21 protein-coding genes and 1 tRNA gene are annotated in these 23,520 nt (G+C 52.6%); 11 read left to right on the top strand and 11 right to left on the bottom strand.

Translation table 11 applies throughout. From position 1 onward, the window contains the following. Nucleotides 1-80 precede the first annotated feature (80 nt). The 3 genes from E0F26_RS01060 (at nt 81) to E0F26_RS01050 (ending at nt 3,488) form a co-directional block, all read left to right on the top strand. Nucleotides 81-1,607 (top strand): class I adenylate-forming enzyme family protein, encoded by a 1,527-nt coding sequence (locus E0F26_RS01060; protein ID WP_279242191.1) that lies wholly within the window; start codon nt 81-83, stop codon nt 1,605-1,607. A gap of 89 nt (nt 1,608-1,696) precedes the next feature. Further along, entirely contained in the window at nt 1,697-2,116 is a 420-nt protein-coding gene (locus E0F26_RS01055) for a cupin domain-containing protein (protein ID WP_279242190.1), read from the top strand. 475 nt (nt 2,117-2,591) lie between these two features. Next, nucleotides 2,592-3,488 (top strand): hypothetical protein, encoded by an 897-nt coding sequence (locus E0F26_RS01050; protein ID WP_279242189.1) that lies wholly within the window; start codon nt 2,592-2,594, stop codon nt 3,486-3,488. A gap of 279 nt (nt 3,489-3,767) precedes the next feature. On the opposite strand, the gene E0F26_RS01045 is transcribed toward E0F26_RS01050, so the two are convergent. From E0F26_RS01045 to E0F26_RS01025, 5 genes are all read right to left on the bottom strand, one after another. Further along, nucleotides 3,768-3,844: transfer RNA gene (locus E0F26_RS01045), tRNA-Val, on the bottom strand. A gap of 75 nt (nt 3,845-3,919) precedes the next feature. Beyond that, nucleotides 3,920-4,810, bottom strand: a complete 891-nt coding sequence (locus tag E0F26_RS01040; RefSeq protein WP_279242188.1) for a phytanoyl-CoA dioxygenase family protein — start codon at nt 4,808-4,810, stop codon at nt 3,920-3,922. A gap of 13 nt (nt 4,811-4,823) precedes the next feature. Then, entirely contained in the window at nt 4,824-5,216 is a 393-nt protein-coding gene (locus E0F26_RS01035; protein WP_279242187.1) for a RidA family protein, read from the bottom strand. Between the two features lie 45 nt (nt 5,217-5,261). After that, entirely contained in the window at nt 5,262-6,824 is a 1,563-nt protein-coding gene (locus tag E0F26_RS01030; RefSeq protein WP_279242186.1) for a sulfatase family protein, read from the bottom strand. Between the two features lie 157 nt (nt 6,825-6,981). Continuing rightward, on the bottom strand, nt 6,982-7,656 hold the full coding sequence (locus E0F26_RS01025) for a CvfB family protein (RefSeq protein WP_279242185.1): 675 nt from the start codon (nt 7,654-7,656) through the stop codon (nt 6,982-6,984). 347 nt (nt 7,657-8,003) lie between these two features. Here E0F26_RS01025 and E0F26_RS01020 point away from each other — a divergent pair, with 347 nt between their 5' ends. Beyond that, on the top strand, nt 8,004-8,297 hold the full coding sequence (locus tag E0F26_RS01020; protein ID WP_279242184.1) for a putative quinol monooxygenase: 294 nt from the start codon (nt 8,004-8,006) through the stop codon (nt 8,295-8,297). A gap of 3 nt (nt 8,298-8,300) precedes the next feature. On the opposite strand, the gene E0F26_RS01015 is transcribed toward E0F26_RS01020, so the two are convergent. Further along, complete coding sequence (locus tag E0F26_RS01015; protein ID WP_279242183.1) at nt 8,301-9,479, bottom strand: M48 family metalloprotease; 1,179 nt, start codon at nt 9,477-9,479, stop codon at nt 8,301-8,303. A gap of 154 nt (nt 9,480-9,633) precedes the next feature. Between E0F26_RS01015 and E0F26_RS01010 the strand changes: the two genes are divergently transcribed. After that, nucleotides 9,634-10,695 carry a patatin-like phospholipase family protein gene (locus tag E0F26_RS01010; RefSeq protein WP_279242182.1) on the top strand — a complete coding sequence of 354 codons (1,062 nt, stop codon included), beginning with the start codon at nt 9,634-9,636 and terminating at the stop codon, nt 10,693-10,695. Nucleotides 10,696-10,738: 43 nt separating this feature from the next. Here E0F26_RS01010 and E0F26_RS01005 read toward each other — a convergent pair whose 3' ends face one another. Next, nucleotides 10,739-11,185, bottom strand: coding sequence for a hypothetical protein (locus tag E0F26_RS01005; protein WP_279242181.1), 447 nt, complete (start codon nt 11,183-11,185; stop codon nt 10,739-10,741). Nucleotides 11,186-11,482: 297 nt separating this feature from the next. Between E0F26_RS01005 and E0F26_RS01000 the strand changes: the two genes are divergently transcribed. Next, nucleotides 11,483-13,267 (top strand): chorismate-binding protein, encoded by a 1,785-nt coding sequence (locus tag E0F26_RS01000; RefSeq protein WP_279242180.1) that lies wholly within the window; start codon nt 11,483-11,485, stop codon nt 13,265-13,267. Between the two features lie 108 nt (nt 13,268-13,375). On the opposite strand, the gene E0F26_RS12510 is transcribed toward E0F26_RS01000, so the two are convergent. After that, nucleotides 13,376-13,522, bottom strand: a complete 147-nt coding sequence (locus E0F26_RS12510; protein WP_420887711.1) for a hypothetical protein — start codon at nt 13,520-13,522, stop codon at nt 13,376-13,378. On the opposite strand from E0F26_RS12510, the gene E0F26_RS00995 reads away from it, so the two are divergent. The 5 genes from E0F26_RS00995 (at nt 13,476) to E0F26_RS00975 (ending at nt 17,244) form a co-directional block, all read left to right on the top strand. Beyond that, entirely contained in the window at nt 13,476-13,652 is a 177-nt protein-coding gene (locus E0F26_RS00995; protein WP_420887710.1) for a TIGR03643 family protein, read from the top strand. The genes E0F26_RS12510 and E0F26_RS00995 overlap by 47 nt on opposite strands. Nucleotides 13,653-13,667: 15 nt before the next feature. Beyond that, nucleotides 13,668-14,081 carry a DUF4149 domain-containing protein gene (locus tag E0F26_RS00990; RefSeq protein ID WP_279242178.1) on the top strand — a complete coding sequence of 138 codons (414 nt, stop codon included), beginning with the start codon at nt 13,668-13,670 and terminating at the stop codon, nt 14,079-14,081. Between the two features lie 203 nt (nt 14,082-14,284). Continuing rightward, a complete protein-coding gene (locus E0F26_RS00985) occupies nt 14,285-14,893 on the top strand; it encodes a 2-hydroxychromene-2-carboxylate isomerase (RefSeq protein ID WP_279242177.1) in 609 nt (202 codons plus the stop codon). Between the two features lie 174 nt (nt 14,894-15,067). Beyond that, nucleotides 15,068-16,039 (top strand): zinc metalloprotease, encoded by a 972-nt coding sequence (locus E0F26_RS00980; RefSeq protein WP_279242176.1) that lies wholly within the window; start codon nt 15,068-15,070, stop codon nt 16,037-16,039. Between the two features lie 260 nt (nt 16,040-16,299). Further along, nucleotides 16,300-17,244, top strand: coding sequence for an NAD(P)H-dependent flavin oxidoreductase (locus E0F26_RS00975; protein ID WP_279242175.1), 945 nt, complete (start codon nt 16,300-16,302; stop codon nt 17,242-17,244). A gap of 100 nt (nt 17,245-17,344) precedes the next feature. On the opposite strand, the gene E0F26_RS00970 is transcribed toward E0F26_RS00975, so the two are convergent. The 3 genes from E0F26_RS00970 to E0F26_RS00960 all read right to left on the bottom strand — a co-directional run bounded on the left by E0F26_RS00970 (nt 17,345) and on the right by E0F26_RS00960 (nt 23,488). Next, nucleotides 17,345-18,205 carry a DUF1295 domain-containing protein gene (locus tag E0F26_RS00970; RefSeq protein ID WP_279242174.1) on the bottom strand — a complete coding sequence of 287 codons (861 nt, stop codon included), beginning with the start codon at nt 18,203-18,205 and terminating at the stop codon, nt 17,345-17,347. A gap of 144 nt (nt 18,206-18,349) precedes the next feature. Continuing rightward, the gene (locus E0F26_RS00965) at nt 18,350-21,721 is read right to left on the bottom strand and encodes a beta propeller repeat protein (RefSeq protein ID WP_279242173.1); all 3,372 of its coding nucleotides are present in this window, start codon (nt 21,719-21,721) and stop codon (nt 18,350-18,352) included. A 132-nt stretch (nt 21,722-21,853) separates the two neighbouring features. Then, nucleotides 21,854-23,488, bottom strand: a complete 1,635-nt coding sequence (locus E0F26_RS00960; RefSeq protein ID WP_279242172.1) for a tRNA-dihydrouridine synthase — start codon at nt 23,486-23,488, stop codon at nt 21,854-21,856. Between the last annotated feature and the right edge of the window lie 32 nt (nt 23,489-23,520).

Below are 23,520 nucleotides of genomic sequence, written 5' to 3'. Positions count from 1 at the left end.
CTCCGTAGGTGACACATTACAGCAAACATTTTTGGTGACTGTGAAAACGCCAAAAACCGAACACAGAGCGAGGTGAGATAATGGCGCCATCGATTGGTCATATCCCTGCTGAAGCAGCGGCGCAATTTGGCGATAAAACAGCACTGATCTGTCCTGATAAAACGCTGACATTTAACGAACTGAATCGGCTATCTAATTGCTTTGCTAACGCGCTTGCTTCTCTTGGAGTGACGTCAGGTGATCGAGTCACTCTCTATTCAGGTAACTGCTGGGAGTGGGTGGTTAGCTATTATGGCGCGCTGAAAACAGGAGCAGTGATCAACCCCATCAATGTCATGCTCACTCCGTCAGAAGTGGAGTTCGTGGCGAATGATTGCGGTGCCACTGTCGTCATAGCCTCCCGCGAAAAAGCCCTATCGATCGCGGGCGTAAAAGCTCACTCCAGTGTTAAACAGTTGATTGCATTTGGTGACAGTGCATTACCCGATGACACGCTCTCATTCAACGATTTACTCGCGTCCGCAAGCGACGAGTTCACTATGGGTGAGATCGACCCAGATAGTTTATCTACCATCGGTTATACCTCTGGTACGACTGGCCATCCGAAAGGCGCCTGCCTTTCGCACAGGAGTATCGTTCTCAACGTGGCGATGACGGCGCTGATGCACCAGCGCTCTGACCGAGACACTGTAGTCACGGCACTTCCTTGCCCTCACGTATATGGCAATGTGGTGATGAGTGGTGCAGTTCAGTCGGGTATGACCTTGGTGTTACACCCCGTATTCGATGAACAGGCAGTGTTAGAAAGTATTCAGACACACAGAGCAACGATGTTCGAGGGTGTGCCAACGATGTTCATGTTCCTGCTGAACCATCCGGACTTAGATCGGTATGACCTGTCATCGCTTCGTTGTTGTACCGTGGGTGGGCAGACCATGCCCAAGCCGAAAATGGAGGAGGTTGAAGCGCGCTTTGGCTGCCCTCTTATCGAGCTGTGGGGAATGACTGAGTTGGGTGGACTCGGAACCACATTTGCATCTAATGGCCCGGTGAAGCACGGATCAATCGGTGTCGCACTTCCTTACACAGAGGCTCGGATTGCCGACGCTGAGGATGCGAATAAAACCCTGCCGGCAGGTGAAGTCGGGGAGTTGATGATTAGGGGCGGCATTGTAATGCAGGGTTATTACGGCAATGACAAAGCGACACAGGAAACAATCGAACCCGATGGCTGGCTGCACACGGGGGATCTCGCTTCCATGGACGATGATGGCTGTGTGTTCATTGTGGATCGGAAGAAAGACATGATTCTCACTGCAGGCTACAACGTCTATCCGGCAGAAATTGAGCGCGTGGTTGCAGGTCACCCAGACGTCGCATTGGTCGCTGTAGGCAGCGTTCCCGATGCTAAAAAAGGTGAGCTGGCGAAGGCCTATATTGTGCCTAGGGTCGGTGTAGCACCTTCCGAACAGGCGATTGTCGACTATTGCCGCGAGCACTTGGCAGCTTACAAAGTCCCTCGGGCCGTTCAGTTCGTTGACGATCTACCCAAAACCAGTACCGGGAAGGTTATGCGCCGTGAGCTGCGCACACTGGATGAGCATTAACACCAGGGTCTTACGCATTTTTAAGGTCGGACCTTGAGTGAGTCAGGACAGTACCCTTTTCTATGTAAGGTAGTTGACGAGATCACGAGATGAGTGAAAAGAAGTCTAAGAACCCCGATTCGGCGCTACCTATTTCTATTGCCCAGCATTTTCTCGATGGCGAGGGGCTGGTTACAGGTGACCCGGCAGAGTTCGAGGGTGAAGGTATAACGGGTGAGGGCAAATCCACAGGGTTCAGAACCTATAATTTCCACACGGGCAATATCATGGTGTCGGTGTATGAATCAAAGCCGGGCAAGGTCAGAATCGAGGGCTCTGTCTATGATGAGTTTATAACGGTTCTCGAGGGTACTTTGATTCTAAGGCCCGATAGCGGAGGTGAGTACACTTACAAAGCCGGTGAGTCGCTGATAGTGCCCAAGGGCTATATCGGTGGATGGGAAATGCCCGAGCGCTATCGAGAGCTGATCGTGGTGGACACTGAATTAATGCGAAACCACAACGATTGAGTTACTGCTTTAATCAGCAATACTGATGCGGTTGAGGAGGGTTTGTTGGATATCATCCGTCACCGTCTCTCAATAGCATTAATCTGAGGCTTAGAAATTTGGTAGGACCAGCCAGATTGTCTTCAATCGCCATTGCCTCTGGCGATTGAACCCTGCGGGCGCCTTCGCTTTGCTCTGGCGGACCAAACGCTCCTAAGGTCGCGTTTTTCGGACTGGCGACCTTTACCATGTCAATATAGACGGATGCACAAACGTACACAGCTTAAAACAGAAATAACACTACAGGCGTCCACTGAGAGTGTTTAGCAGCGACTCTTCACAAGACGATAGAACGGAGTGAATCGTTTCTCGCTTGCCGCTGTGTTTGATTTTTCCAAAAAATATTAGGACCCGCTTTTTAGAAGAGCTATTCGTTGATGTTTAGTTGATTAGCGATCCAGTTGCGAGGCGCTGTTTGCAAACAAAGGAGACAAGGATGAAAAGCTACACAGTGAGTAAGGACCAGAGCACCCAGTTTCTCGCCGCCATAGCGGCCACCCTAGGTCTGGTGGCAACCAGCTCCACCTCACTTGCAGAGCAGGATTCATTGTCCGAATCATCGCTAATCGGAGCGCAACAACAAGAAGCACGTTTGTTATCAGCCTTCTTCGGGCTCGATAACAATCTACCCTTTGCAGCAAACAGGCTGTGCTGGGGCGCGTCTGGCGAGGACGGCATGCCTGTTGTGTTCTCACAAACGCTTGACGCTGACACGCTACAGCCCGAGGACTTTGAAGTGACCTCGAAGTCGGGTGAGGCCCACACCCCCAAATGCGTGACTCTACGACCGGCACAGGACGCGGGCGAACTGAGAACCGTGCTACTCATTGGCGAATTTGGCGATGCGCCGGACAACCCACCCTTGTCAGCCAAGGTGGTAGGTGAGCTGCTTTCAGATGGTTCGCCCACAATTAACTTCAAGGGAACACACGTAGACGTTACGCCTCTCGCTGAGGGTCCTTCCCTAGTGTTGGCTGAACCCGTCCCGAAAAAACAATGGACGCAAGAAACCAATTCCACTCGGTGCCCGCAAGGGGTTAGACAAATAATTCGAGTTACCTGGAACGGCGGTGTACGCCGACCCGATCGCGGTGAAGCTGGTGAGGCGGAGCGCAAGCTTTATCGTGTGGAGGTGCAGCAATCGGATGGATTTCTTGTTGAGGTTACCCCGATCGCCTTAGCAGAACTAGGGGACAGGGATAACAACCATTTCCTTTGCCTCGATACGGGCGACCCGGCTGTGGCAGTGAGTTTTCCAGAGGGGCGATTAGTCGACCCCAATGGAGATCTAAATCCCTACACGGCAGTTAGGGTCAGTACCAGCGGGCGCTGATATCTGACAGGAAAGTAGTTATTTGAACCTCTCTTTATCGGTAGTAGACCGATACCCTCAGAAGGGATTTCTGCGCCCCCTGATTCAAAGGTTAGTAGGACCAACCAGATTGTCTTCAATCGCCATTGCCTCTGCCGATTGAACCCTGCGGGCGCCTTCGCTTTGCTACGGCAGACTAAACGCTCCTAAGGTCGCGTTTTTCGACTGGCTTCGCCAGCTCGAGAGTGTTGTAACCCTTCAAACACAAAAAAGCCCGCTTGCAGCGGGCTCTTTCATGTTTGGTAGGACCAGCCAGATTCGAACTGGCGACCTCTACCATGTCAAGGTAGCGCTCTAACCAACTGAGCTATGGTCCTATTGGGGCGGCAGAGTATAAGGGGAGTCTTCGTCTACCTCAAGCACTCATGCTGACAAGCTGTCCTCACTCCGCTTTAGGTCTTCAGAGCCTTTTGTAATGCCTCCAAATCACCGGTTCCCCCCATGCTCGAGAGGTCTTGGCGCACACCCAGCGCATATTGTGGCGGAACCACTTCAGGCTCCTCGCCAGGCGCACCGGGGGGCGTGTAGTAACCCAGTGCATACTGACCCATGGCGTAGCCTGCGAGCTCTTGTAGTGTGCGGCTGAGGTCTTTTGCTAACTCGGGCGGGCAGCTCAAGTACTGGTTTTCCTCTTGCCTGAGCCAGCCCAGTGCATAGGTAATATTGATACCAATGCGGTCGCCGTCGCTGTTGTTGGCACCGCCACCATGGAAGACCGAGCCCGAGTAGATCAGCACCGAGCCGGCTTTCATCTCGGCTTTAGTTACTTGATCAGGCTTTATGTCTTGGCCATCGGGCCATTTCGTGCTGCCGGGGACCACTTGTGTTGCGCCGTTTTCGGCGGTGAAGTCCGTCAATGCCCAAATGGTGTTGAACTGAGGCTCAAGGTGCGACAGATGCTTGCCCCACGCCCACTTATCTCGGTGAATCGCTTGCGCCGTTTCGCCGGGGCGAATGCGGATAATCTGGGTGAGGTGCAGCTGCACCTTCTCGCAGAAAGGCGCGAGGAACTCGCGGCAGGGGTCCAGAATCGTCGCGTGCTCTATGAGTTCACGGCACTTTTCTGAGCGAACTAACAGACCGCCGGTACGAGTTGTTTTGAAACCTGCGAAGGGGTCTTCGCCGTTACTGGTGCTATCCATGTACGGGTCGGTCTCTTCACGCAGTGCTGCGATAAACTCGGGACTGATGACGTTGTCCAAGATGACTGCGCCATCTTGCTCAAGGGCTGCGACGATGGCGCTGGCATCAGCGTTGGCAGGGAGGTGTAGTAACTCTGGCATGTCCTCGCTCCTTTTATTCCGTAATGGCAACGCACTTAATTTCGATCTTGAAAGACGGATCGACCAGTGCGACCACCTGAACAACGGTTTGAGCGACTTCGGGCGTTTTACCGTAGATCATCTGCCGTGCGGTAAAGAGTGCCTCGACCTGTGACATACATTCATGCATGTCGGTAACGAACCACGTTTCTTCCACCACGTTATCCATGGTGCAGTCGAACTCATTTAGCACCGACTCAACGTGTTGATAAGCGTGTTGCATTTGCTCGACCAGGCTCTCAGGTGCCCTGCCTGTGGCATCGGTACCAACTTGACCGGCTAGGTGGAGTGACTTGCCGACCTGGACACCCTGACTGAACAGGTCAGCATAGGGGCCGTTTCTAAATAGCTTTTTCTCAATCGTCATGCGGATTTCTCCCGTGTTTTTATTTTTATAGCAACTTAGGGATGCCTATTGCTCACTTACCCTATCATTATGGATGAGTTCGAGAAAACGTTGATCGAAGAGTGGTGGTTTTCGCTCCATTGCAGCCTGATGCTTGGCGACCGCGGCGTTAAGAGCCCTGAGGGTGTCGGGCTGCTCCGTCGCGAGGTTTTCGCGCTCCGCCAAGTCTCGCTTGAGGTTATATAGCTCTGGTGTCTCAAGGGGCTCACCTCCCTCTGCACGGTCAAACAGATGCAGCTTGTAGTCACCTTTTCGGTAGGCTCGCAGCTCTCCTTTGCGATACAGCGCCACCTCATCTCGAGGGCCGGCCCCACCCCTAAAAAGTGCACTGGATAAGTCAAATCCGTCGACTGCGGTTGACCCATCAATACCGGTGACGGCTGAGATGGTTGCAAAAAGGTCGAGCACACTCCCAATTTCAGCGGTGACTTTGGGGGTGATCTTGCCTGGCCACCAGAACACCGTCGGTACCCGAACGCCGCCTTCGTATACCTCTTGCTTGGAGCCCTTGAACGGGCCGGCGCTGCCGGCAAACTCCGTACTGGCGGATTGCCACGGGCCGTTGTCACTTGAGAAAAAGACGAGGGTATTGTCGCTCACGCCGCGAGCTTCAAGCGCTTTGATAATTTCACCGACACTCCAGTCAATTTCTTCAACGGTGTCGCCATAGGGCCCGGCGAGACTTTTTCCTTGAAACGGTGTGTCGGCAAAAATGGGTAAATGGGGCATGGTGTAAGGCAGATATAAAAAGAAAGGCTCATCGCCTTGTGCGTTGATGAACTGCACTGCTTCTTTGGTCAGCCGAGTTGTGAGCGTGGGTTGAACCGCCGGTTGCTCGAGTAACTCATCGGTACAACCTAAGTTGGAGCACCGACTTCGCCACAGCGGTAGGTTGTAGTCCCGATAATCGGGTGCTTCAAAGCTCTTAAGGAAATCGCTGAAGATTTGCATCAGCTCATTGGTCTTGCCGGCCTGCTGGAGTCGGAACAGGTCTTCGACACCGGGCCGTCCGGCAAACTGCATATCGTTGGAGTAGGGGATGCCGAACCAGTAGTCAAACCCGTGGCGGGTTGGAAAGAAGTCGGGGGCGTCGCCCAGATGCCATTTGCCCATGATGGCGGTGCTGTAGCCTTTTGCTTTAAGGGCCTCAGCGAGTGTGACCTCTGAATGCGGAATACCGCGGGTATCTCCGGGAAACATGACGGGTGTTCCCACGCCATAAAGCCCCGTTCTAACAGGATGCCTCCCCGTCAGGAGTGCGGCGCGACTTGGCGAGCAGACCGGTGCGGGAACATAAAAATCAGTCCACTGCTGTCCTTCCGCTGCTAACTGATCGATCGATGGAGTCTTGATGTAAGGATGACCAAAGGCCCCCAGGTCGCCCCAACCGAGGTCATCAGTGAACAAAATAACGATGTTAGGCGTGGTTGTAGGTGCTCCGGTGTCACTCGTTGCAGCAGGTGCTAGCGCCGACAGCAAACAACCATAAACAAGAGGTTTTAGGACGTCTAAAAACCCCGGAAAGCGGCCTAAGAAAGAACGACCGCACATTCTTTTTATAGATCTCATCGACTGTTAAGCAATCCATCCGTTACCCACTGTATTTGTCTCACATACACCACAATTTTGATACGTGGCAAGGCGCAGTGATCAAGATGCGCTCGGTAGCGGCGTCTGGTTGTGATGGCGCTGCGCAGTTTTCATGCGTCAGCAGGTTGAGTCTACTCTAGGCACCGCTCTCGGGCGCACTGTCAGTTGATCGAAGGCCCCCGGATTCAATGGTGATTTTCTGAGCTTTATAGAGCGCCCCTACAGCTTGCTTAAACACCTTTTTACTCACGCCAAAGGCCGCATAAATCTCAGGGGGAGGGCTTTTGTCATTCAGTGCTAAAAATCCTGAGTTCGCATGTAACGTGTTTTCTATCTCGCGCGCTAGCGCCTCAATTTTAGACTCACTAAATCCGGGTTGATTAAGGGTTAAATCGATTTTCCCATCGTCTCGAATCCGCTGAATATACCCTGTGACAATCTGACCCTTTCGAACTCTACGATAGAGTTCGTTGCTGTAGAGTAACCCCCAAAATTGATGGTTAATAACGGCCTTGAAACCGAGGTCAGTCTGTTCCGCGATGAGTAACGAAACCTCTTGGCCTATGGACAGGTCGGTTGCCGTGTCTTCAATCCAGTGGTCTATACGAGTTGAACCTGCCGGACGCCCCTGATTATCAAGATATATCTTGACCAGGGTGAACGATCCGGGCCGCAACGGGTGCTGCTGCTCGGCGAAGGGAATAAATAGATCTTTGCTTAACCCCCAGTCGACGAACGCGCCTAGGTGATTAACGTCTACCACTTTTAGCCAGGCAACCTGACCTATGGTCAGTGTGGAGTCTTCGCTCACGCTTTCTTTTTCTCCCGTCCGTGAAATCGTCAATTACTAGATGAGATAATCACGATGTGTCCTTTCCAAGGTCTATCGGACCCGCGAGGCGTGCGCTGATCAGCTCGTGCGCTGAGACCAAACCCCTCGCGAATCTGTTTCGATACGCCGATAAGCAAGTCGACGCGATATCAGTTGCCCATGGTACGCCTTGAAAGCTCATGTGGCCCCAAAAAACGGTCGGTTCTGTTCAGATTGCCCTAATCACTCACAATGAGAGGTGCGAATATCAAAATTGGCTGGGCAATGGCCAACCTTGCCAGTAGGCTGGTCGACTTGTCTTTAATCTCAATAATAAGGAAACAGTCATGGCCGTAGGTGTTATTGCAACGATCCCAGTTCAAGCGGGGAAAAACGATGAGTTCGAAGCGGTGTTCATGGAGCTCGCTGCACAGGTTCTGGCCAATGAACCGGGGTGCCGCTTCTATGCATTGAACCGAAGTAAAACGGACCCACAGGTATACAAAGTTCTGGAGTCCTATACTGATCAAGCGGCCTTGGAAGCGCATGGACAGACAGACTACTTCAAGGCAGCCAACGTTAAGTTAGCCGGTCTTGTCGGTGGTCGTCCTGATGTCGAATACCTCGACGGTATCGAATAGACCTTAATTTTCCGGGAGTAACTCCGTCGCGAGTTGCTCCCCTTTCCACTCCATTGCCATCCGTACCCGACTCTCAACTGATGGGTGCGTGTAAAAAAGAAGCTCTTGGAGTTGGCCCGGCCGAGGATCGCGATATTCAGCGGTTTTAACGAGCGCCGAGGCAAGTCCGTCGGGTAATCCCACATTTTCAAGCGAATATCGATCAGCGTCAGCTTCGTTCATTCGTGTCAGGCTGTTGTTGATGGGTTCAAACAGTGTCAGCAGGACACCGACAAGCAATATCAGAATGGGTACGCTCGCGGGATTTTGAATGTTCTCATCAGCCCCAAAAACACGCGCAACCGGTTTGAAAAGTCTGTCTGCAAGCAAGAAAGCGATGACAACCTCGCCGCTCAAAAGAAACACGACCCACCAAATATGCCCTGAGACATAGTGCCCAATCTCATGGCCCGTGACGGCTTTGACCTCGTCAAGATTAGCCTCTTTCAGCGCAATATCGGAAATTGCAATTCTGGCGGAAGAGCCAATGCCTGAAACGTTTGCTGTAAAGTTATTCGACTGGCGAGACCCGTCGTACATGAAGATCCGATTTGTGGGAATGTTGGCTTCAAGCGCAAGCGCTTCTATGGCTTCTTTGACCTCTCCCTCGGGCACGGGCGTGTATTCGTTGAACAAGGGTTGAATTAAAGACGGCCCAAGCAACATCATGGTTGCGACTAGGCTTGCGGTTATCCCCCCAAACCATGCCCACCAAAGCTGGCCTGCTTTTTTAATTAGTACGTAGAAGGTTGCCAGCAATAACCCCATAAGCACCGCGCTGAGCGCAAGTCCCAAACCAGATTGACCCAAGAAGTCGCCAAGTGGTTGAGTCGTCATGTCATATTGGGTCTGGCGATACCAGCGCGTGTAAATCGTCCAGGGCAACTCAATAATGGCTGACAACACGATGAACGCTGCACTGATCCGAAAGGCACGATTAAACGCGCCTCTCTGAGAGAGTTTGTTTGAGAGCGCGACTAATATTCCGCTTCGAACAATAAGCGAGGTGGAGACTACAGTCGCCAAAAGTGACCAAAGTATGAGCCAGTGATTGCCCGCCGTGTAGGCCGCCGCCTGAGCTAGTGCCTCCGTTCCTAGGGAGTCGATGTACGCGTTTGTTGCGGAGATGGCATCAAAAGCCATGGTGTTTGCCTCAAATTTTTCTTATTGTCCAAGTCGCGCTTGCGACAGCTTGCAACTGCGCGGTCAGCGACAGTTAACTGTTGCATGAAGCCATCATAAAGCTTGTCGCGTATCCCTAAAAGGTGAGCATAACCCACTCCAAAAAGGATCCTTAATGAAAGCCCTCGAACTTAGAGTGGGGAAAACGGCAGCGAAACGTCTTGAGTCTGAAGGTTGGCACGCCGACCTAATCGATGGCCTTATTGGCGCATCCGGTGGCCCAAAGTGGTTGATATTGGGTCGTATGGACCGCGTGCTTATTGCCGATCTTTTGGCCGGTCGCAGCAGGCCGCTGGATGCCGTGGGTTCGTCGATCGGTTCTTGGCGCCACGCTGCTATGGCGCAGCCCGACCCAGTTGAGGCCTACGACCGGTTTGAGAAGGCCTATTTGGCGCAGTCTTATCGATCAGCGAAGCCCAGTGTGCCGGAGATTACCCAAGTCGCGCTCTGGTTGATGAATTCGCTACTGGGAGAGCAGGGCGGGCATTCTGTCGCTACGCACCCTTGGCTTCGCTCCCACATTGTGACAGCGCGTGGTAAGGGCTTGAACGCTCAACAGCCGGGCAAGCGTCTCATAGCAGGCATGGGAATGGCCGCTTTGGGAAATGCCGTGAGCCGCAGAACACTTCCTGCCTCATTTCAACGTGTGGTCTTTGCACCAGAGCAGGCGTCGCCGCTACGTCCTCTGTTAGACGGTTTTGATACCCAGTACGTTGGGCTGAGCGAGGCAAATGTGTTCCACGCCTTGATGGCAAGTGGCGCTATTCCTTATGTGTTTGAGGGAGTATATGAGATAGAAGGCGCAGGAAAGGGCGCTTTTTGGGACGGTGGCATCATCGACTATCACTTCGATTTGCAACGCTTACCCAGAGATGAAGTTTGGTTATATCCGCACTTTAGTAATCGCACGACAGTGGGTTGGTTCGATAAGTTTTTGCCCTGGCGGGCGGACCAACAGGTTTCCGTCGATCAGTTGATCATGATCTGCCCAACAGATGAGTTCATCGCGTCCCTCCCGTTTGGAAAAATTCCCGACCGCCGCGACTTTGGGAAAATTCCTGAGTCGGTAAGAGAGACCTATTGGCATAGGTGCGTGGATGAGTCACAGCGATTGGCTGACGAATTCCACCAATTGATCAACGGTTCCAACCCACTGTCAGGCGCCATTAAACTTTAGTCGTTACAGCGACCTAGCCGACCTATGCTTTAACGGGATCGTGTTAGTGCGCAAATTGTTTGAGCACTGATCCGATGGTGAGCGTTTTTAAGGTCGTTCCAGTCTCATCGAGCATTTCGGTCAGTCGACCGTCGGGCGCATAGAGGTTAAACAACACCACAGCGCCCTCGGGGCCTCCGCGCTCCATGTGAACATCGCCTTGAGGCATGTGCGAGTAGCTACCTACCTCGCGAACAATGGATGAGACTTCTTTACCGTCCTCGAACGTTACGACCTCAAGTGAGCCAGCGAGCACGGTTGAGCGGACCTCGCAAAGGTGACGATGGAAGTGGCAGTACTTCCCAGGTTCCCAGCGGTACAGTAAATCTATGTGGTCTTTACCGTCGTAGCTCAGGAGCGCGCCCGAGTAGCCGATAGGGTAGCTAAACCGAGTATCTGGGCCGTAGTTCTGCCAGTCTAAATGAGAAGGTTCGAGGAGATTAATTTTCATCTTTCAGCGCCGTTTATCATTTCTACGTGGCGGCAACATCGCATGCGACTGGGCTAAATGAGACCGCCAACATTCTTCAGGACATACCCGAGTGCTCCCGAGTTTACTGATTTTTTAACTCTACCAACAGATCATTGCGCGCATTGAATTCCAGTGTGGGTCTGGTGGCGGGTTTTGGGTGGCCATCAGTCGCAATTATCGAGGGAAAACTTCATACTTCGCCCCCTTCTTGCGCCAACTTGCGGCCAATACCGTATCTGCAAGAGCAGTCGTATTTCATCGTCGAAAATTTGTTATATGTTTGAGCGCGCAATAGTCAGGAACCCAGATGCCAGTGATTGGTCACTGTTGACCAATTGTGTCGATGTAGTGCTTGCCACTGAACACGCTGGGGTGTTGGGTGCGATTGAAGCCGCCGAGCGACGCGCACAATCTGAGGCGTTACACGCAGTAGGATATGTGGCCTACGAGGCGAGCCATGCCTTCGATAGTAAATTCCCGAAGCGTGATATTGATATTCCCCTCGTGTGCTTTGCGCTCTTTTCTGACGAGACCCGTCTTGATTCACTGGGTGGACTGTATGCGCCTGAGAGTGCATCGCCCGATAACTGGGAGCTACGAGAAAGCCAAAGCTCTTTTGAGTCTAAGGTTGACGCCATTCGCCAGATGATTGGCGCCGGCGAGGTTTATCAGATCAACCTGACATCGCGCATGCGTCAGGGTGAGATCGTGACGCTCGCTGACTTTGCGCGGTGGTCGCAGGATATGCCTTACGCGGTGTACCTCGAAGGACCTGAGCTGACGATATGTTCAGCATCACCCGAGCTCTTTTTTGAACGAGAGGAGGGGGTCGTTTGCAGTAAGCCGATGAAAGGTACCGTTGGTCGTCGGACCGATGCTACGGCGGATGAATCCAGCGCTCGCTGGTTGAAGCACTCGCGAAAGAATCGGGCTGAAAACGTCATGATCACGGACATGGTACGAAATGACTTAGCGCGCATTTCGGCCACTGGGAAGGTGTCGGTGGACGAACTTTTTGGTGTGGAGCGTTACCCCAGCGTTTGGCAAATGACCTCTACCGTGAAAAGCGAGGTGGATGCCAGTCTTGCTGAGATTTTCCGGGCACTCTTTCCTGCCGCTTCGATTACGGGTGCGCCAAAACGTGCAGCGCTCGATGTCATTCATAGTTTAGAAGACGATCCTCGAGAGATTTACACAGGAGCGGTCGGTCGGATTAAGCCCTCCGGGTCAGTCTGCTTCAATGTGGCGATACGCACTGCATGGAGCGCGTCAGCCACAGGAGACAGTCGCTTTGGCTCAGGCTGTGGCATCGTCTGGGATTCAGAGCCTACTGAGGAGTTCGAAGAGCTCAAAACAAAAGCGAGAATTCTCAAGCAGCCTGATCCCGCATTTCATTTGTTCGAGACCATGGGCATCGTCAGTGGGGCGATCCCGCGCCGTGCGCGTCATCTATCGCGACTCGCAAAGTCGGCAGCGTACTGGTCGTTTGCGTTTGATATCCATGCAGCCGAGACCTACCTCGATGCGCTCCTGAGTGAAGTGGCCGAGGGAGCGACTTCCAGTGACTCAGAGACTCAGACGCTCCGGTTGCGCCTGCAACTCGCACGAAGTGGTGCAATCACCCATCGCTGTGAACCGATCGAGCTCAGTTCATCGCAAACGAGCTTATCCAGCGAATACCCTGTCGTTGAGTTGGCCCTGGTTCAGTCCGCTGTCGAAGCCGATGACGCCTACCTTGCGCACAAGACGAGTCGACGTGAGGCTTATGATCGTGCGGTGCGAGAGACTCCTGCCGGTTGCGAGCCTATTATGTTCAATACCGTGGGTAATGTTACCGAGAGTGCGATCGCGAACATTGTTTATCAAGTTGGCGGTGAGCTGTTTACGCCGCCGCTCGGTGATGGTTTGTTACCCGGTGTCTTGCGGGATGAATTACTTAATGAGCGAAAGATTACCGAGCGCGCATTGCCGGTCACCGAGCTGGGAGCAGTTGAAGCGTTTTGGCTGATCAACTCGTTACGCGGCTGGCGCAGGGCCGTTTTGCATGCAGACTCCGCTTAATTGCTTTCGAATGATGAGTCCGGGCCGGACTGAGCTGTTGTCGGCCACCCCTCCAACAAAGAACCCGAACAAAGCCCTAACGGCAAGGTTGGGCGCCTTCTCGGGTTGTTAATCTTGCCGCATGAGTAATCCTGCAGCGGCACTTTCCGAATCTGACATATCTCGTGTCGTTGAAATGGCGTGGGAGGATCGAACACCGTTTGAGGTAATAGAAGCGACGTTTGGACTCAGCGAACCTGAAACAATCAAACTCATGCGACGCACCATGAAGCCAAGTTCGTTTCGTTTGTGGCGAAAAAGGGTCTCTGGCCGGGTTACCAAGCACAGAAAGTTACGTGGTTTTGACGTGGGACGCGGATACTGCCCGACCCAATATAAGCGCTGAAATAAAGGATGACAGATGATTGAGCTGGCGAATGCGGTCGTTTTATTGCTGCTAGGCGGGATGCTTTTTTTCCCCATTGTCGTGGCGCCTATTGTATTCACGTCATTGCCCGAAGTTGAGGCAGGGCAGTTTTTACGGTCGATGTTCCCGCGCTATTACGTTTTTATGATTACGCTAAGTGCACTCGCTTTTGCCCTTTACCAAGGGGGGGTGGGGTTAGTGCTGAGCGTTCCTGCAACCGTCTGTTTAGCGGTGGCTTTGAGTACGCTGTGGGTTCGGCAGTCGCTTGTTCCAAAAATTAATGATGCGCGTGACGCGCAGCTTGCTGGGGATGCTGCCGCGGGCACTCGATTTGATCGCGGGCACAAGCTGTCTGTGCTTATTAATATGCTGCAGTTGGTTGGTCTGTTGGTTATTTTGTTCGCTTGAGACTGGCCCTTTTAGGGGAAGGACTTCTCGCCAACGAAGTGATTCCCCCTTGTCGTATCGACAGCCCCCGAGTTTTCCAAGGTTTTCATGTTTTCGCGGGTATGCCTGCATCGCTTGGTTTATTTCGGGAGTCCCTCATGGACATGCGAGAGGTTTATTGGCCTACTAAGCATCTGAATAAAATAAGACAGTGAGGGATCCCCATGAGTAAAACCATCGAGTTTATTTTTGACTTTGGCAGTCCAAATGCCTACTTGTCTTATTTCACGGTTAAAGATGTAGCTCAACGAACGGGCGCAACACTCGAGATCACCCCCTGCCTACTCGGCGGTATCTTCAAGTCGACTAACAATCAGCCGCCCATGATGAATTTCGCAGGCGTCGCCGGAAAAAACGCTATGTTTATGCGTGAAATGGAGCGTTATTGCGACCGCCATGGGTTCACTAAATTTACGATGAACCCGCATTTTCCCGTTAACACCCTACTTTTGATGCGCGCATGCGTTGCTTATGGACGCGACAATGATGTCACCGCATATGTCGAGGCGGGCGTTAAAATGATGTGGGAAAACGGTTTGAAGATGGATGACCCAGAGGTGTTCGTTAAAGCTTTTAATGATGCGGGCTTTGATGGGCAAGGTTTATTGGAGGCAACGCAGGACCCTGAGGTAAAAGCGGCTTTGGTTGCCAATACACAAGGGGCCGTTGATCGCGGTGTCTTTGGAATTCCTGCTTTCTTCGTTGGCGACGAGCAGTTCTTCGGCAAAGACCACATTGAAGAGATGGAGTGGTGGATACAACACCGGGTTTAAGAGCTCTGACGTCTGGATCAGAGGCGAACTTTTGAAGTGTGATAGTGGTACGCAAAGGAAAATTCTTATAGTGTTGACGTTGTAGTTAACGACTACATTGCATGGATGCGCTTTTTTTTACGCAGAAACCAGGGATAGGAAGGGACTGGGTCTGCACGTAGAGGAGCGCATAGCATGAGATTACTTCTCCCTCTTGCGGTTGCCATAGCATCCGCGTCAAATGCCCCAAACTTGCTTGCTGGTCCCAGTGACTCTGCAATCGAGAATGCCAATAGCAACGCAAAATTTCTTCGCTGTGGTACCGAGCACCCAGGTGCGGCAAAAGCGGCTAAAGAAGAAAAGCGCTTTAGAGACCTTTTACGTCAAGTGAAAAACGGAAAGAAGCCTGATCGCCCTGGAGGTGGTAATGGCAATGGCAATGGCGGTGGCGGTGGTGGCGGTGAAGAGCCGCCGACAACAACGGTTCCAAGTCCGGGATCTATCGTTATTGAGACTTACATCAATGTGATTTGCACGAGTGGCGGTTCTTGCCCGGCAAGCGATTCACAGGTCTTAGAGCAGATTCAGGTGCTCAATGCGGCCTTTTCTTCAACGCCCTATTATTTCCAGCAGATCGGTGGGATCGACCGCTACGACAATACAAGTTGGTACACCGCCGGACCGGGAAGTGCCGCGGAAGCGCAAATGAAATCATCGCTTCGCCGCGGTGATCGGGGTGATCTCAATATTTATGTTAGTAATCCAGGTGGTGGCTTATTAGGCTGGGCGACGTTCCCAAGCTCTTACACGAGTGCACCGAGCAACGACGGCATTGTCGTCTTAGGGGCCTCGCTTCCAGGCGGCATTGCTGAGCCATACAACGGCGGTGACACAACAGTTCACGAAGTAGGTCATTGGTTGGGTCTTTATCACACCTTCCAAGGCGGCTGTCGTGGAGGTGGAGACTTCGTAGCAGATACGCCAGCAGTCCGCTCCCCCAACTACGGTTGCCCTGTCGGTACCGATAGCTGTAGGAAGTCTCCAGACGATGATGTGTTCAACTATATGGATTACACCGACGACTCCTGTATGTTCCGGTTCTCAAGCGGACAAGTTGAGCGTGCGTACGAACAAAGTCTGACTTATCGGAATCTCGATGCTATTTAAGATCATCGCATTGCCTTGAGGGATTCTTGGGGCAATGCGAAATTTAGTGTGATTAACCTAGCCCTCGTGGTGAACGAGTAGGGAATTACCACCCCTACTCAATACACCTTAAAGCGTTCCGAATGATGTCTGCGCCTCCTCCAAACGTACATGGCTTCATTTTTTTCTCGCTGCCAATTTCGCTTTTTTGACGCTCACTTGACCCAATATCTGTGTCCGGTATGTTGCGACGCCTATGATTCAAAATAAAAGAGGTCGATGTGAAACCAGCCCCTATTAAAAATCGCGTCACTGAGATGACCGGTGTCGACTACCCGATTCTCCAAGCACCCATGGGCTGGATAGCCCGTGCTCAGCTGGCCTCTGCTGTGTCAAACGCAGGTGCGATGGGTATTATCGAAACTTCCTCGGGTGACTTTGAGGCGATCAAGGGTGAAGTCGCCAAGATGCATGAGATGACCGATAAGCCTTTCGGGATGAACGTGGCACTCGCGTTTGTGAAGGGCACAAACGTGATCGATTTCGTGATCGAGCAGGACATCAAATTTGTGACGACCTCGTCAGGAAGCCCTGATTTATGCACTCGCGTATTTCAAGAGGCGGGAATCAAAGTGTTTCATGTTGTACCCACCTTAGATATGGCGCTTAAGGCCCTGGATGCTGGCGTTGATGGCCTCGTGGTCGAGGGCGGCGAGGGTGGCGGCTTCAAGAATCCCAGACCGGTTTCAACTATGGTTCTATTGCCACTTATTCGCGAGCGCACCGAGGTCCCGATTATTGCCGCCGGTGGTATTTGCGATGGGCCCACAATGGCCGCCGCATTTGCAATGGGTGCCGAAGGGGTCCAGCTGGGCACCGCTATGTTGAGCTGTGCAGACTCACCAGTTCATCCGAACTGGAAGAACGCGATTTACGAAGGTAAAGAGACCGATACCGTGTTTTTAAACCAGCAGGGTCGACCGGCACTTCGTGCCATGCGGACGGAGCGCACTGGTGAGCTTGAGCTCATGGGGCAGTTCCAGCCGTTTGAGCACATGGCGAATATTCTTGATCTCTACTTTGGCGGTGATTTAGAGGCGGCCATCCCCTTGACGGGTCAGGTGATGGGAAGAATCAATGAGGCCAGATCAGCCGAAGAGATTGTGGAGACTACAATGGAAGGTTTTCACTCTTGCCTAGCGAGTCTCCAAGTGCAATACGCTTAGGCAGAGGGTTAAACGGTCTTCAAAAGATGAAGGCGGTAGCTAGTTGGGGCAAAAAATAAAAAAGCCGGCGATTGCCGGCTTTTTTGTGTCGGTATCTTTCTCAAAAGAGTCGAGGAATCAGAGTCGGCGTATTCTTCCGATAGGCTTGATACTCGGGGTCATCGCCCCAGCGCTCATCGCCAGACTTACGAAGTAGCGGAACGCCACTAATTTTAGTGAGCAGCAATGCAACAAAGAACGGCGACACCAAGAAGATGTAAGCGCTGCCACTCAGAGAGGGCAAGGCCATAACGGCAACACCTGCCCACAACAAAATTTCCCCAAAGTAGTTAGGGTGCTGTGAGCGCGCCCAGATACCGGTGTTGATGAATTTACCTTCGTTGACAGGGTTGGCTTTGAACGCACTCTTTTGGTTGTCGGCAATCACCTCGATACCCATACCAACAACCCACATTGCGACACCCACAAAGAAAACATTGCCGAGAGGGCTCGCGTTTGGGGTCATGATGGCGGCCAAGGCAGCACCGGCCGTAATGAATACCCATGTTCCCTGAAGGGTCCATGTAAGCAGAAACCGCGGTGTGGAAAGTTTGATCTTTCTGAAGCGACGGTCCTCTCCGGCTTTTTGGATCCGCATGAAGAGGAACGGTCCAAGTCGCGCTGCCCAGACAATGACAGCCCCAGCAATCAGTTGTTGTCGTAGACCAAAGTCAGCCGCTTGCTGAATAGCGAGGATGGTAACGGTGATATACGTCAGGCTTCCTACTAAATCGAAGTAGTGCTCGGTCTCAAAGAGTCGCGCGTGTGTAAGCCCAATCCACTGAACAATAAATACACCCAGTGCCATTGCCGCCATGAGCGGCAGTCCGTAAAGGCTTGAGCCCGTTTGATCGCCAAGCCACGAGATACCGAGAACGGTCAACGTGACGACAACAGAAATTGATACGAGTTTTGTGCCCATGAAGCTGCCCTCAAATATTTTCGTCAGGCAGTGTAAACAAAAAGCTCGCCGCCCGCAGTGCGTGAGCGTATCTCCCTTTTCTAGGGGGTCATGAGAAACAAAAAGGAAATTTCGGGCGACAACCTGAGGTTGCCACCCGAATATCTATTTCCTAAAGGCTGTGGCGTTATCGTAGAGAACCCCTGAAGCAGCATCGTTTGTCGACGATACGGTGAAGCCAAACTGAATTAGCAGCCCAGCTTGCGTAGCCCCATCCAGCGTTACTTCGACTCCCAGACGAGACCAAGTTGACGATGAGATATTTGTCGTATCAACCGTCTCGTACACGACTGTTTGATAGCCGTTGTTGGGGTCAAGAATTTTAATAAAGCCCGCGGCTGACCCCGGCGAATTGATGCCTAAGGATGTATCTGAGGGGCGTTTTGCGTCGAACTCGAAGCGAATGTCACCGGTATCGGCAGCGTCGATCGTAAACTCGCGATAAACGTTTACCTCGACACGTTGCCCGCTCTCTTGCGCCTCCCGATTACTGTAGTCGGAATAGACGTTTAAGGATTGGGCTCCTTGTCCGGTACCAACTTCATCTGAGATGTTCAGTGCCTGCTCATCGTTCACTTTGGCGTCAAATCCATACCCATAGGCGTAGGCATCGCCAGTGAAGACATTGACGTAAACACTCCAACCCGTAACGGGTGCGTCCGCCGACGGATCCTGGCTTTCAAAGTCGGCGGTGAAGTCAAAGCTCGCGGGTGAGCTCGCCTCTTCTGATGTATTCAGTACGGCGGCGATGAGTGCAATGCTCAGTCCAGATGGTAAAGGCGTTGAATTGGCGGATTGGGGGTCAGTTCCTGCGTCTGCCTCCTCCACATCCGTAAAGCCATCATTATCATCGTCGTCATCCAGCGTCAGGCTGGACTCTGAAATTTGGATCTCCGTTGCACCTGCGTTCCATTCATCGGGCATACCATCTTCATCGGTATCCACAGATGCTGCAGGATCGTCTGGGAAGGCATCCTCTTCGTCCGAAACGCCGTCCGCGTCGCTATCGGTCTCCTCCGAGGGCTCAGATGCATAGGCATAGGCGCCCTGCGAGGTTCCTGCAATCAAGTCGTCATATACCAAGGCCACCACGTCCTCGTGGTCATCGGTGCAAGCACCGCCAAAGTCGGACCACGTAGAGCCACCATCGGTGGACTCTTGTATACAGTTTGAATACGACACCCAAACATGCGCTGTGTCGCTTGGATCAACCGCGACAGCACTTACCGGACCATAAATACTCGAGGGCGTTACATCGGTGAATTGCCAGCACGCGAAGCCCGAGCAGCTAGTTGAGTTTTGAAGCTCCGCCTTTGTTACTCGATAGGTCGGTGAAGAGGTTGGTGGTGTGCTCTCTATTTCGTTTGAGCCAATATAGGCTCGAGCAGTGATGGAGGCCTCTGACGGTGTTGTCGCACCATCTATTGCAACGACATAGTCGTCGGCTTGAATCGCTGTGAAGATGGGATCTGTATGTGTCGGTTTCCACCAGTCATTGCTGGCACATAGGCTCACCCGCGCGTAGATGCCACTGAGACTGGACCGCCCAAATTCGTCGCCTACGCCAGCCCACAAGAAGTTATCGTTTGACAGTAGTGTATTGACTGGCGCACTAAAGCGACCCGAGCTCAATGTGTCGGCGGTCCACGTTCCACCGTCATCATCGGAGTAGAAAATACCCCCCTGTTCGCCCTCATCAGTATTAGCGATACTGAGATAGGCACGGTCACAGCTCCCTGCTGAGCTTGTCTGCCACTCAAGAGCCGTCGCGTAGGAACGCATCACGTTGTCACCAAAAAGTGGATCTGTTGTTGTTGGGTCGACAGAGGGGTCTGTTGCAAAATTTTCAGGGTCGAACACTCTCGACCAGTTCGAGTTATCGGCTACCAAAACCGGGTCATACACACCGCTCGACGGATCGATACCGTCTCCTGTCTCATTTCGGTAAACCGAACCAATCCCCATCAACACGTTAGCTTTGTCATTGGGATCAATGATGACGGCTCTGTGAGGCGCGCCATCACCCCCTGCAAAAATAGGGAATACCCAGCTTGAGGCTGCTGAAACGGACGTTGGGTTTGTTGGATCATAGTTAGGTGCAAAAGCGGCCCCACTCTTGGTGGCGATCCACAGATGCTTCTCGGTAGGCGAGATCTCAAAATAATCCAGGTCATTGATAATCAGTCCTTCGATTCCTTGAGCTGCGGCAATCTCACTTCCCGAGCTGAGGTAGCCGGTTGTGTGCGTCATCTCTCCAATCGCAAGGTCAGTCGCGATGTAGACCTTTGTTGAATCGTTGGGGTCAAGCTCAACCGCAGGATCATTCGCATTAGATTCAACGATCACCGGGCTGCCGCTCGACATCACCGTCGTAGAGAGTTTGGCCGTTGTCTGCCAGCCTGAGCTCGGCGTATCGTTGTCGAAGACAACTCTACCAATAAAGACATAGCGACTTTCTGTGCCGCTTGTTGCCGTGCCCTTGTAGCGTGCAACGTCGCCACGGGGGTACCCGTCATAGAATTCACCACCACCGCAGGCCGTGTTATTGATGCACTGAAAATCAGCTCCTTGGTCCCAAGTCGAGCCTCCATCTGTTGACTTAAAAATCATCGCGTTTACAGAGGAGCCAGCAATGTAAAGGGTGTCACCCGTTGCGTCGGCTAAATCGGTGGTTACCAACTCCACTTTGACGTCACAGTCTGACAGCGGGCAGACACCTGTTCTTAATTCGATAGGTGCTGCGGCTGGAAGCGTGATGCGGGTTGGTGCGCTAGAGGGGCTGATTTCATAGAGTCGGTACGCATCGGTCATGCCGTTACGAATTGCGACATAAGCTTTACTGACGTCGGTTAGCGCAAAGTCCACCACCTCCCAGTCCATCGCAGAGCTCAAGCTGGTGATATCGCTCATCTCAAAAATACTCGAGATACTCAAACTACCGCTCGAGCGAGTGATTACATTGATCTTATCCCTCTGCGCAAAGTACATACCCGAGGCGTGTCCATGCATGATGACAACATCATCGTAGGTTGCTCCGGACGTTGGATCGTTAATCTCCTCCCAAACTAGAGTGCCCGTTACGGCACGGCCGTAATCCGCGTGCCCATAGAGACGCCGATTCATACCGGTTCTATCATTGCTAAGGGTTGCAAACGCAAATTCTGGCTGACCGGGGTAGCCTTCTAGTTGGCTTGCGTAGCCGGGTGTTTTATCACTAGCCGCCAGTGCTGTTCCCGGGGGGTTAGTCTCTGAACCCCAAGTCATGCTTGAGGTGTCATAGCGATAGACACCGCGCTGACTGTTTTCTACTGCGATGAGCAACTCGGTTGTACCGCTGTCGTCAAGCGCGAGGATGTCCGCTACGTAGCCACCAAATAGGCCAATGTTTTCTTTAACGGGTTCTGCGAAAGCGACGGGTATCGTCGTGAGGAGGGCAAGCGCTGCCCCTGAGAGTAGACCGCATAATGAACGTGACATCACTGCTTCCCTCGATGGTTCTTTTCCTCGAAGGTAACATCGACAGTGATTCAAACAACTCTTTCGGACTGAATCTGAGGCATCTCAGCCAAATGTGACGTTTTAGGCGGGCCTACCCCTGACTGCGGCGGCTTAGCTCGCTGTATTGATAAACGGACCGTCTACACAAATACGTCGACCATCAGGTGATGCGCAGGCACCGCATATGCCAACACCGCACTTTGTCGTGTAATCAATTGCGCTAAACATTTGTGAGTCACTGACGAAGTCACGTTGGACAGCTTCTGCCGCATGAATCATGGGCTCTGGTCCACAGTTGTAGAACTCAGTGCGCGCCAACGTCTCACTGTCGAGGGTTTCTAGGTAAGAACGAAGCGCTTCAGGCACTCGCCCATTGAAGCCTGCACTACCGTCGTCTGTTGCGATATGCACATCGGCAATGTCGCGGCATTCATCCGTAAAGTAAAGGCGGTCGGCGCTGCGCGCGCCAGCAAAGATCTGAGCAGGGTTTTCGTCCGAGCCGAAGTCGCGTGCAATTTGATAAACCGCGGCAAGGCCGGTACCTCCGGCAACGCAGATAATATTGGCGTTTTCTTGAGGCATGACGGGTGCACCGTGAGGCCCACGAATGTAGACATCATCGCCAGGCTTGAGTTGATAACAGGCACTCGTGAACTGACCTACGTCGATAACGGCGAGACGAAGTGGTGCGTCAGTCAGGCATGAGAAAGGCTTTTCTCCGACACCGGGTATCCAAACGAAAACGTACTCACCCGGCTGAATATTGATGTTGCCATCGAGGGTCACAACGGTGATGTCGTCGCATACCGGTTCGTTGGTGACCACTTTAAAGGGGGCAAAGTCCATGTCTAGCTCGAGATTGAGGCCGGCTCTCGCTTTGTCGCTACCGAATTCAATATCGTCTTGGAGCTGCCTGAAGTAGACGTTCATGTCCTGTGTGTCCATGCCGCTTAACGCGGAGCCCACGCCCACAATACTTGCCCCAGCGTTTAAGGCGGAACGGCAGTCTTCAGCCGTGGACAAGCCACCGCAGCCAATAATGGGCTTGTCGGTGATCGACTTCAGCGCACGAATGCACTTTAGTGCCGTGGGTAAAACGCCACTTCCTGACATGCCGCCCATGCCATTACTGAGCACTGGGTGACCGTGACTCTCAGTGTAACCAGGTCCTACGGTATTAATGGCGCATAGACCGTCAGCGCCAGCTTCAAGTGCCGCTTGGCCTATATCCTCAATACGATCTACATTCGGTGTCAGCTTAGGAATAACGGGAACATCAACGGCGGCCTTTACAGCACTGACAATGGCGCGAACCATCTCAGGATCCTGGCCCATAGCCATACCGTAGCCCTGCGCGTGCGGGCATGAGAGATTGAGCTCGAGGCCGTCGGCTACCGGGGCAAGAATCTTTGCGACCTCGACAAACTCTTCGATACTGCCGCCAAAGATTGAGACCAACAAGAAGCGGTCGTCGGGTACGATGAGTGACTCAAATCCCTTACGCGCTTCTTCAGCACCGGGGTTGGTGAGACCCACTGCGTTGACAAAACAGCCCGGTGCATATTGTGAATAGACAGGTTCACGGTTTCCCGCGCGGGGAGACGGGCCCACGCTTTTGGTGGTAACCACGCCGATCTCGGGGAGGTCATTAAAAATTCGTTGGATAATGCTGGGCGCTGTCGAGACAATTCCTGAAGGAATTGTGAAAGGCCCGCTGACTGTTTTTCCAAGAAATTCTGTTTTCACCCAATACACTCCCATTCGCCGCGGCGATTATA

The sequence above is a fragment of the Candidatus Paraluminiphilus aquimaris genome (assembly GCF_026230195.1).
Classification (GTDB): domain Bacteria; phylum Pseudomonadota; class Gammaproteobacteria; order Pseudomonadales; family Halieaceae; genus Luminiphilus; species Luminiphilus aquimaris.
Note: the sequence above shows the minus strand (reverse complement) of the source record. Positions and strands in the feature narration are given on the sequence as shown.

Excerpts from the sequence above, each read along its gene's own strand:
- E0F26_RS01060 (WP_279242191.1), top strand. The coding sequence starts at position 81 with ATGGCGCCATCGATTGGTCATATCCCTGCTGAAGCAGCGGCGCAATTT.
- E0F26_RS01055 (WP_279242190.1), top strand. The coding sequence starts at position 1,697 with ATGAGTGAAAAGAAGTCTAAGAACCCCGATTCGGCGCTACCTATTTCT.
- E0F26_RS01050 (WP_279242189.1), top strand. The coding sequence starts at position 2,592 with ATGAAAAGCTACACAGTGAGTAAGGACCAGAGCACCCAGTTTCTCGCC.
- E0F26_RS01040 (WP_279242188.1), bottom strand. The coding sequence starts at position 4,810 with ATGCCAGAGTTACTACACCTCCCTGCCAACGCTGATGCCAGCGCCATC.
- E0F26_RS01035 (WP_279242187.1), bottom strand. The coding sequence starts at position 5,216 with ATGACGATTGAGAAAAAGCTATTTAGAAACGGCCCCTATGCTGACCTG.
- E0F26_RS01030 (WP_279242186.1), bottom strand. The coding sequence starts at position 6,824 with ATGAGATCTATAAAAAGAATGTGCGGTCGTTCTTTCTTAGGCCGCTTT.
- E0F26_RS01020 (WP_279242184.1), top strand. The coding sequence starts at position 8,004 with ATGGCCGTAGGTGTTATTGCAACGATCCCAGTTCAAGCGGGGAAAAAC.
- E0F26_RS01015 (WP_279242183.1), bottom strand. The coding sequence starts at position 9,479 with ATGGCTTTTGATGCCATCTCCGCAACAAACGCGTACATCGACTCCCTA.
- E0F26_RS01010 (WP_279242182.1), top strand. The coding sequence starts at position 9,634 with ATGAAAGCCCTCGAACTTAGAGTGGGGAAAACGGCAGCGAAACGTCTT.
- E0F26_RS01005 (WP_279242181.1), bottom strand. The coding sequence starts at position 11,185 with ATGAAAATTAATCTCCTCGAACCTTCTCATTTAGACTGGCAGAACTAC.
- E0F26_RS01000 (WP_279242180.1), top strand. The coding sequence starts at position 11,483 with ATGTTTGAGCGCGCAATAGTCAGGAACCCAGATGCCAGTGATTGGTCA.
- E0F26_RS12510 (WP_420887711.1), bottom strand. The coding sequence starts at position 13,522 with ATGAGTTTGATTGTTTCAGGTTCGCTGAGTCCAAACGTCGCTTCTATT.
- E0F26_RS00990 (WP_279242178.1), top strand. The coding sequence starts at position 13,668 with ATGATTGAGCTGGCGAATGCGGTCGTTTTATTGCTGCTAGGCGGGATG.
- E0F26_RS00985 (WP_279242177.1), top strand. The coding sequence starts at position 14,285 with ATGAGTAAAACCATCGAGTTTATTTTTGACTTTGGCAGTCCAAATGCC.
- E0F26_RS00980 (WP_279242176.1), top strand. The coding sequence starts at position 15,068 with ATGAGATTACTTCTCCCTCTTGCGGTTGCCATAGCATCCGCGTCAAAT.
- E0F26_RS00970 (WP_279242174.1), bottom strand. The coding sequence starts at position 18,205 with ATGGGCACAAAACTCGTATCAATTTCTGTTGTCGTCACGTTGACCGTT.
- E0F26_RS00965 (WP_279242173.1), bottom strand. The coding sequence starts at position 21,721 with ATGTCACGTTCATTATGCGGTCTACTCTCAGGGGCAGCGCTTGCCCTC.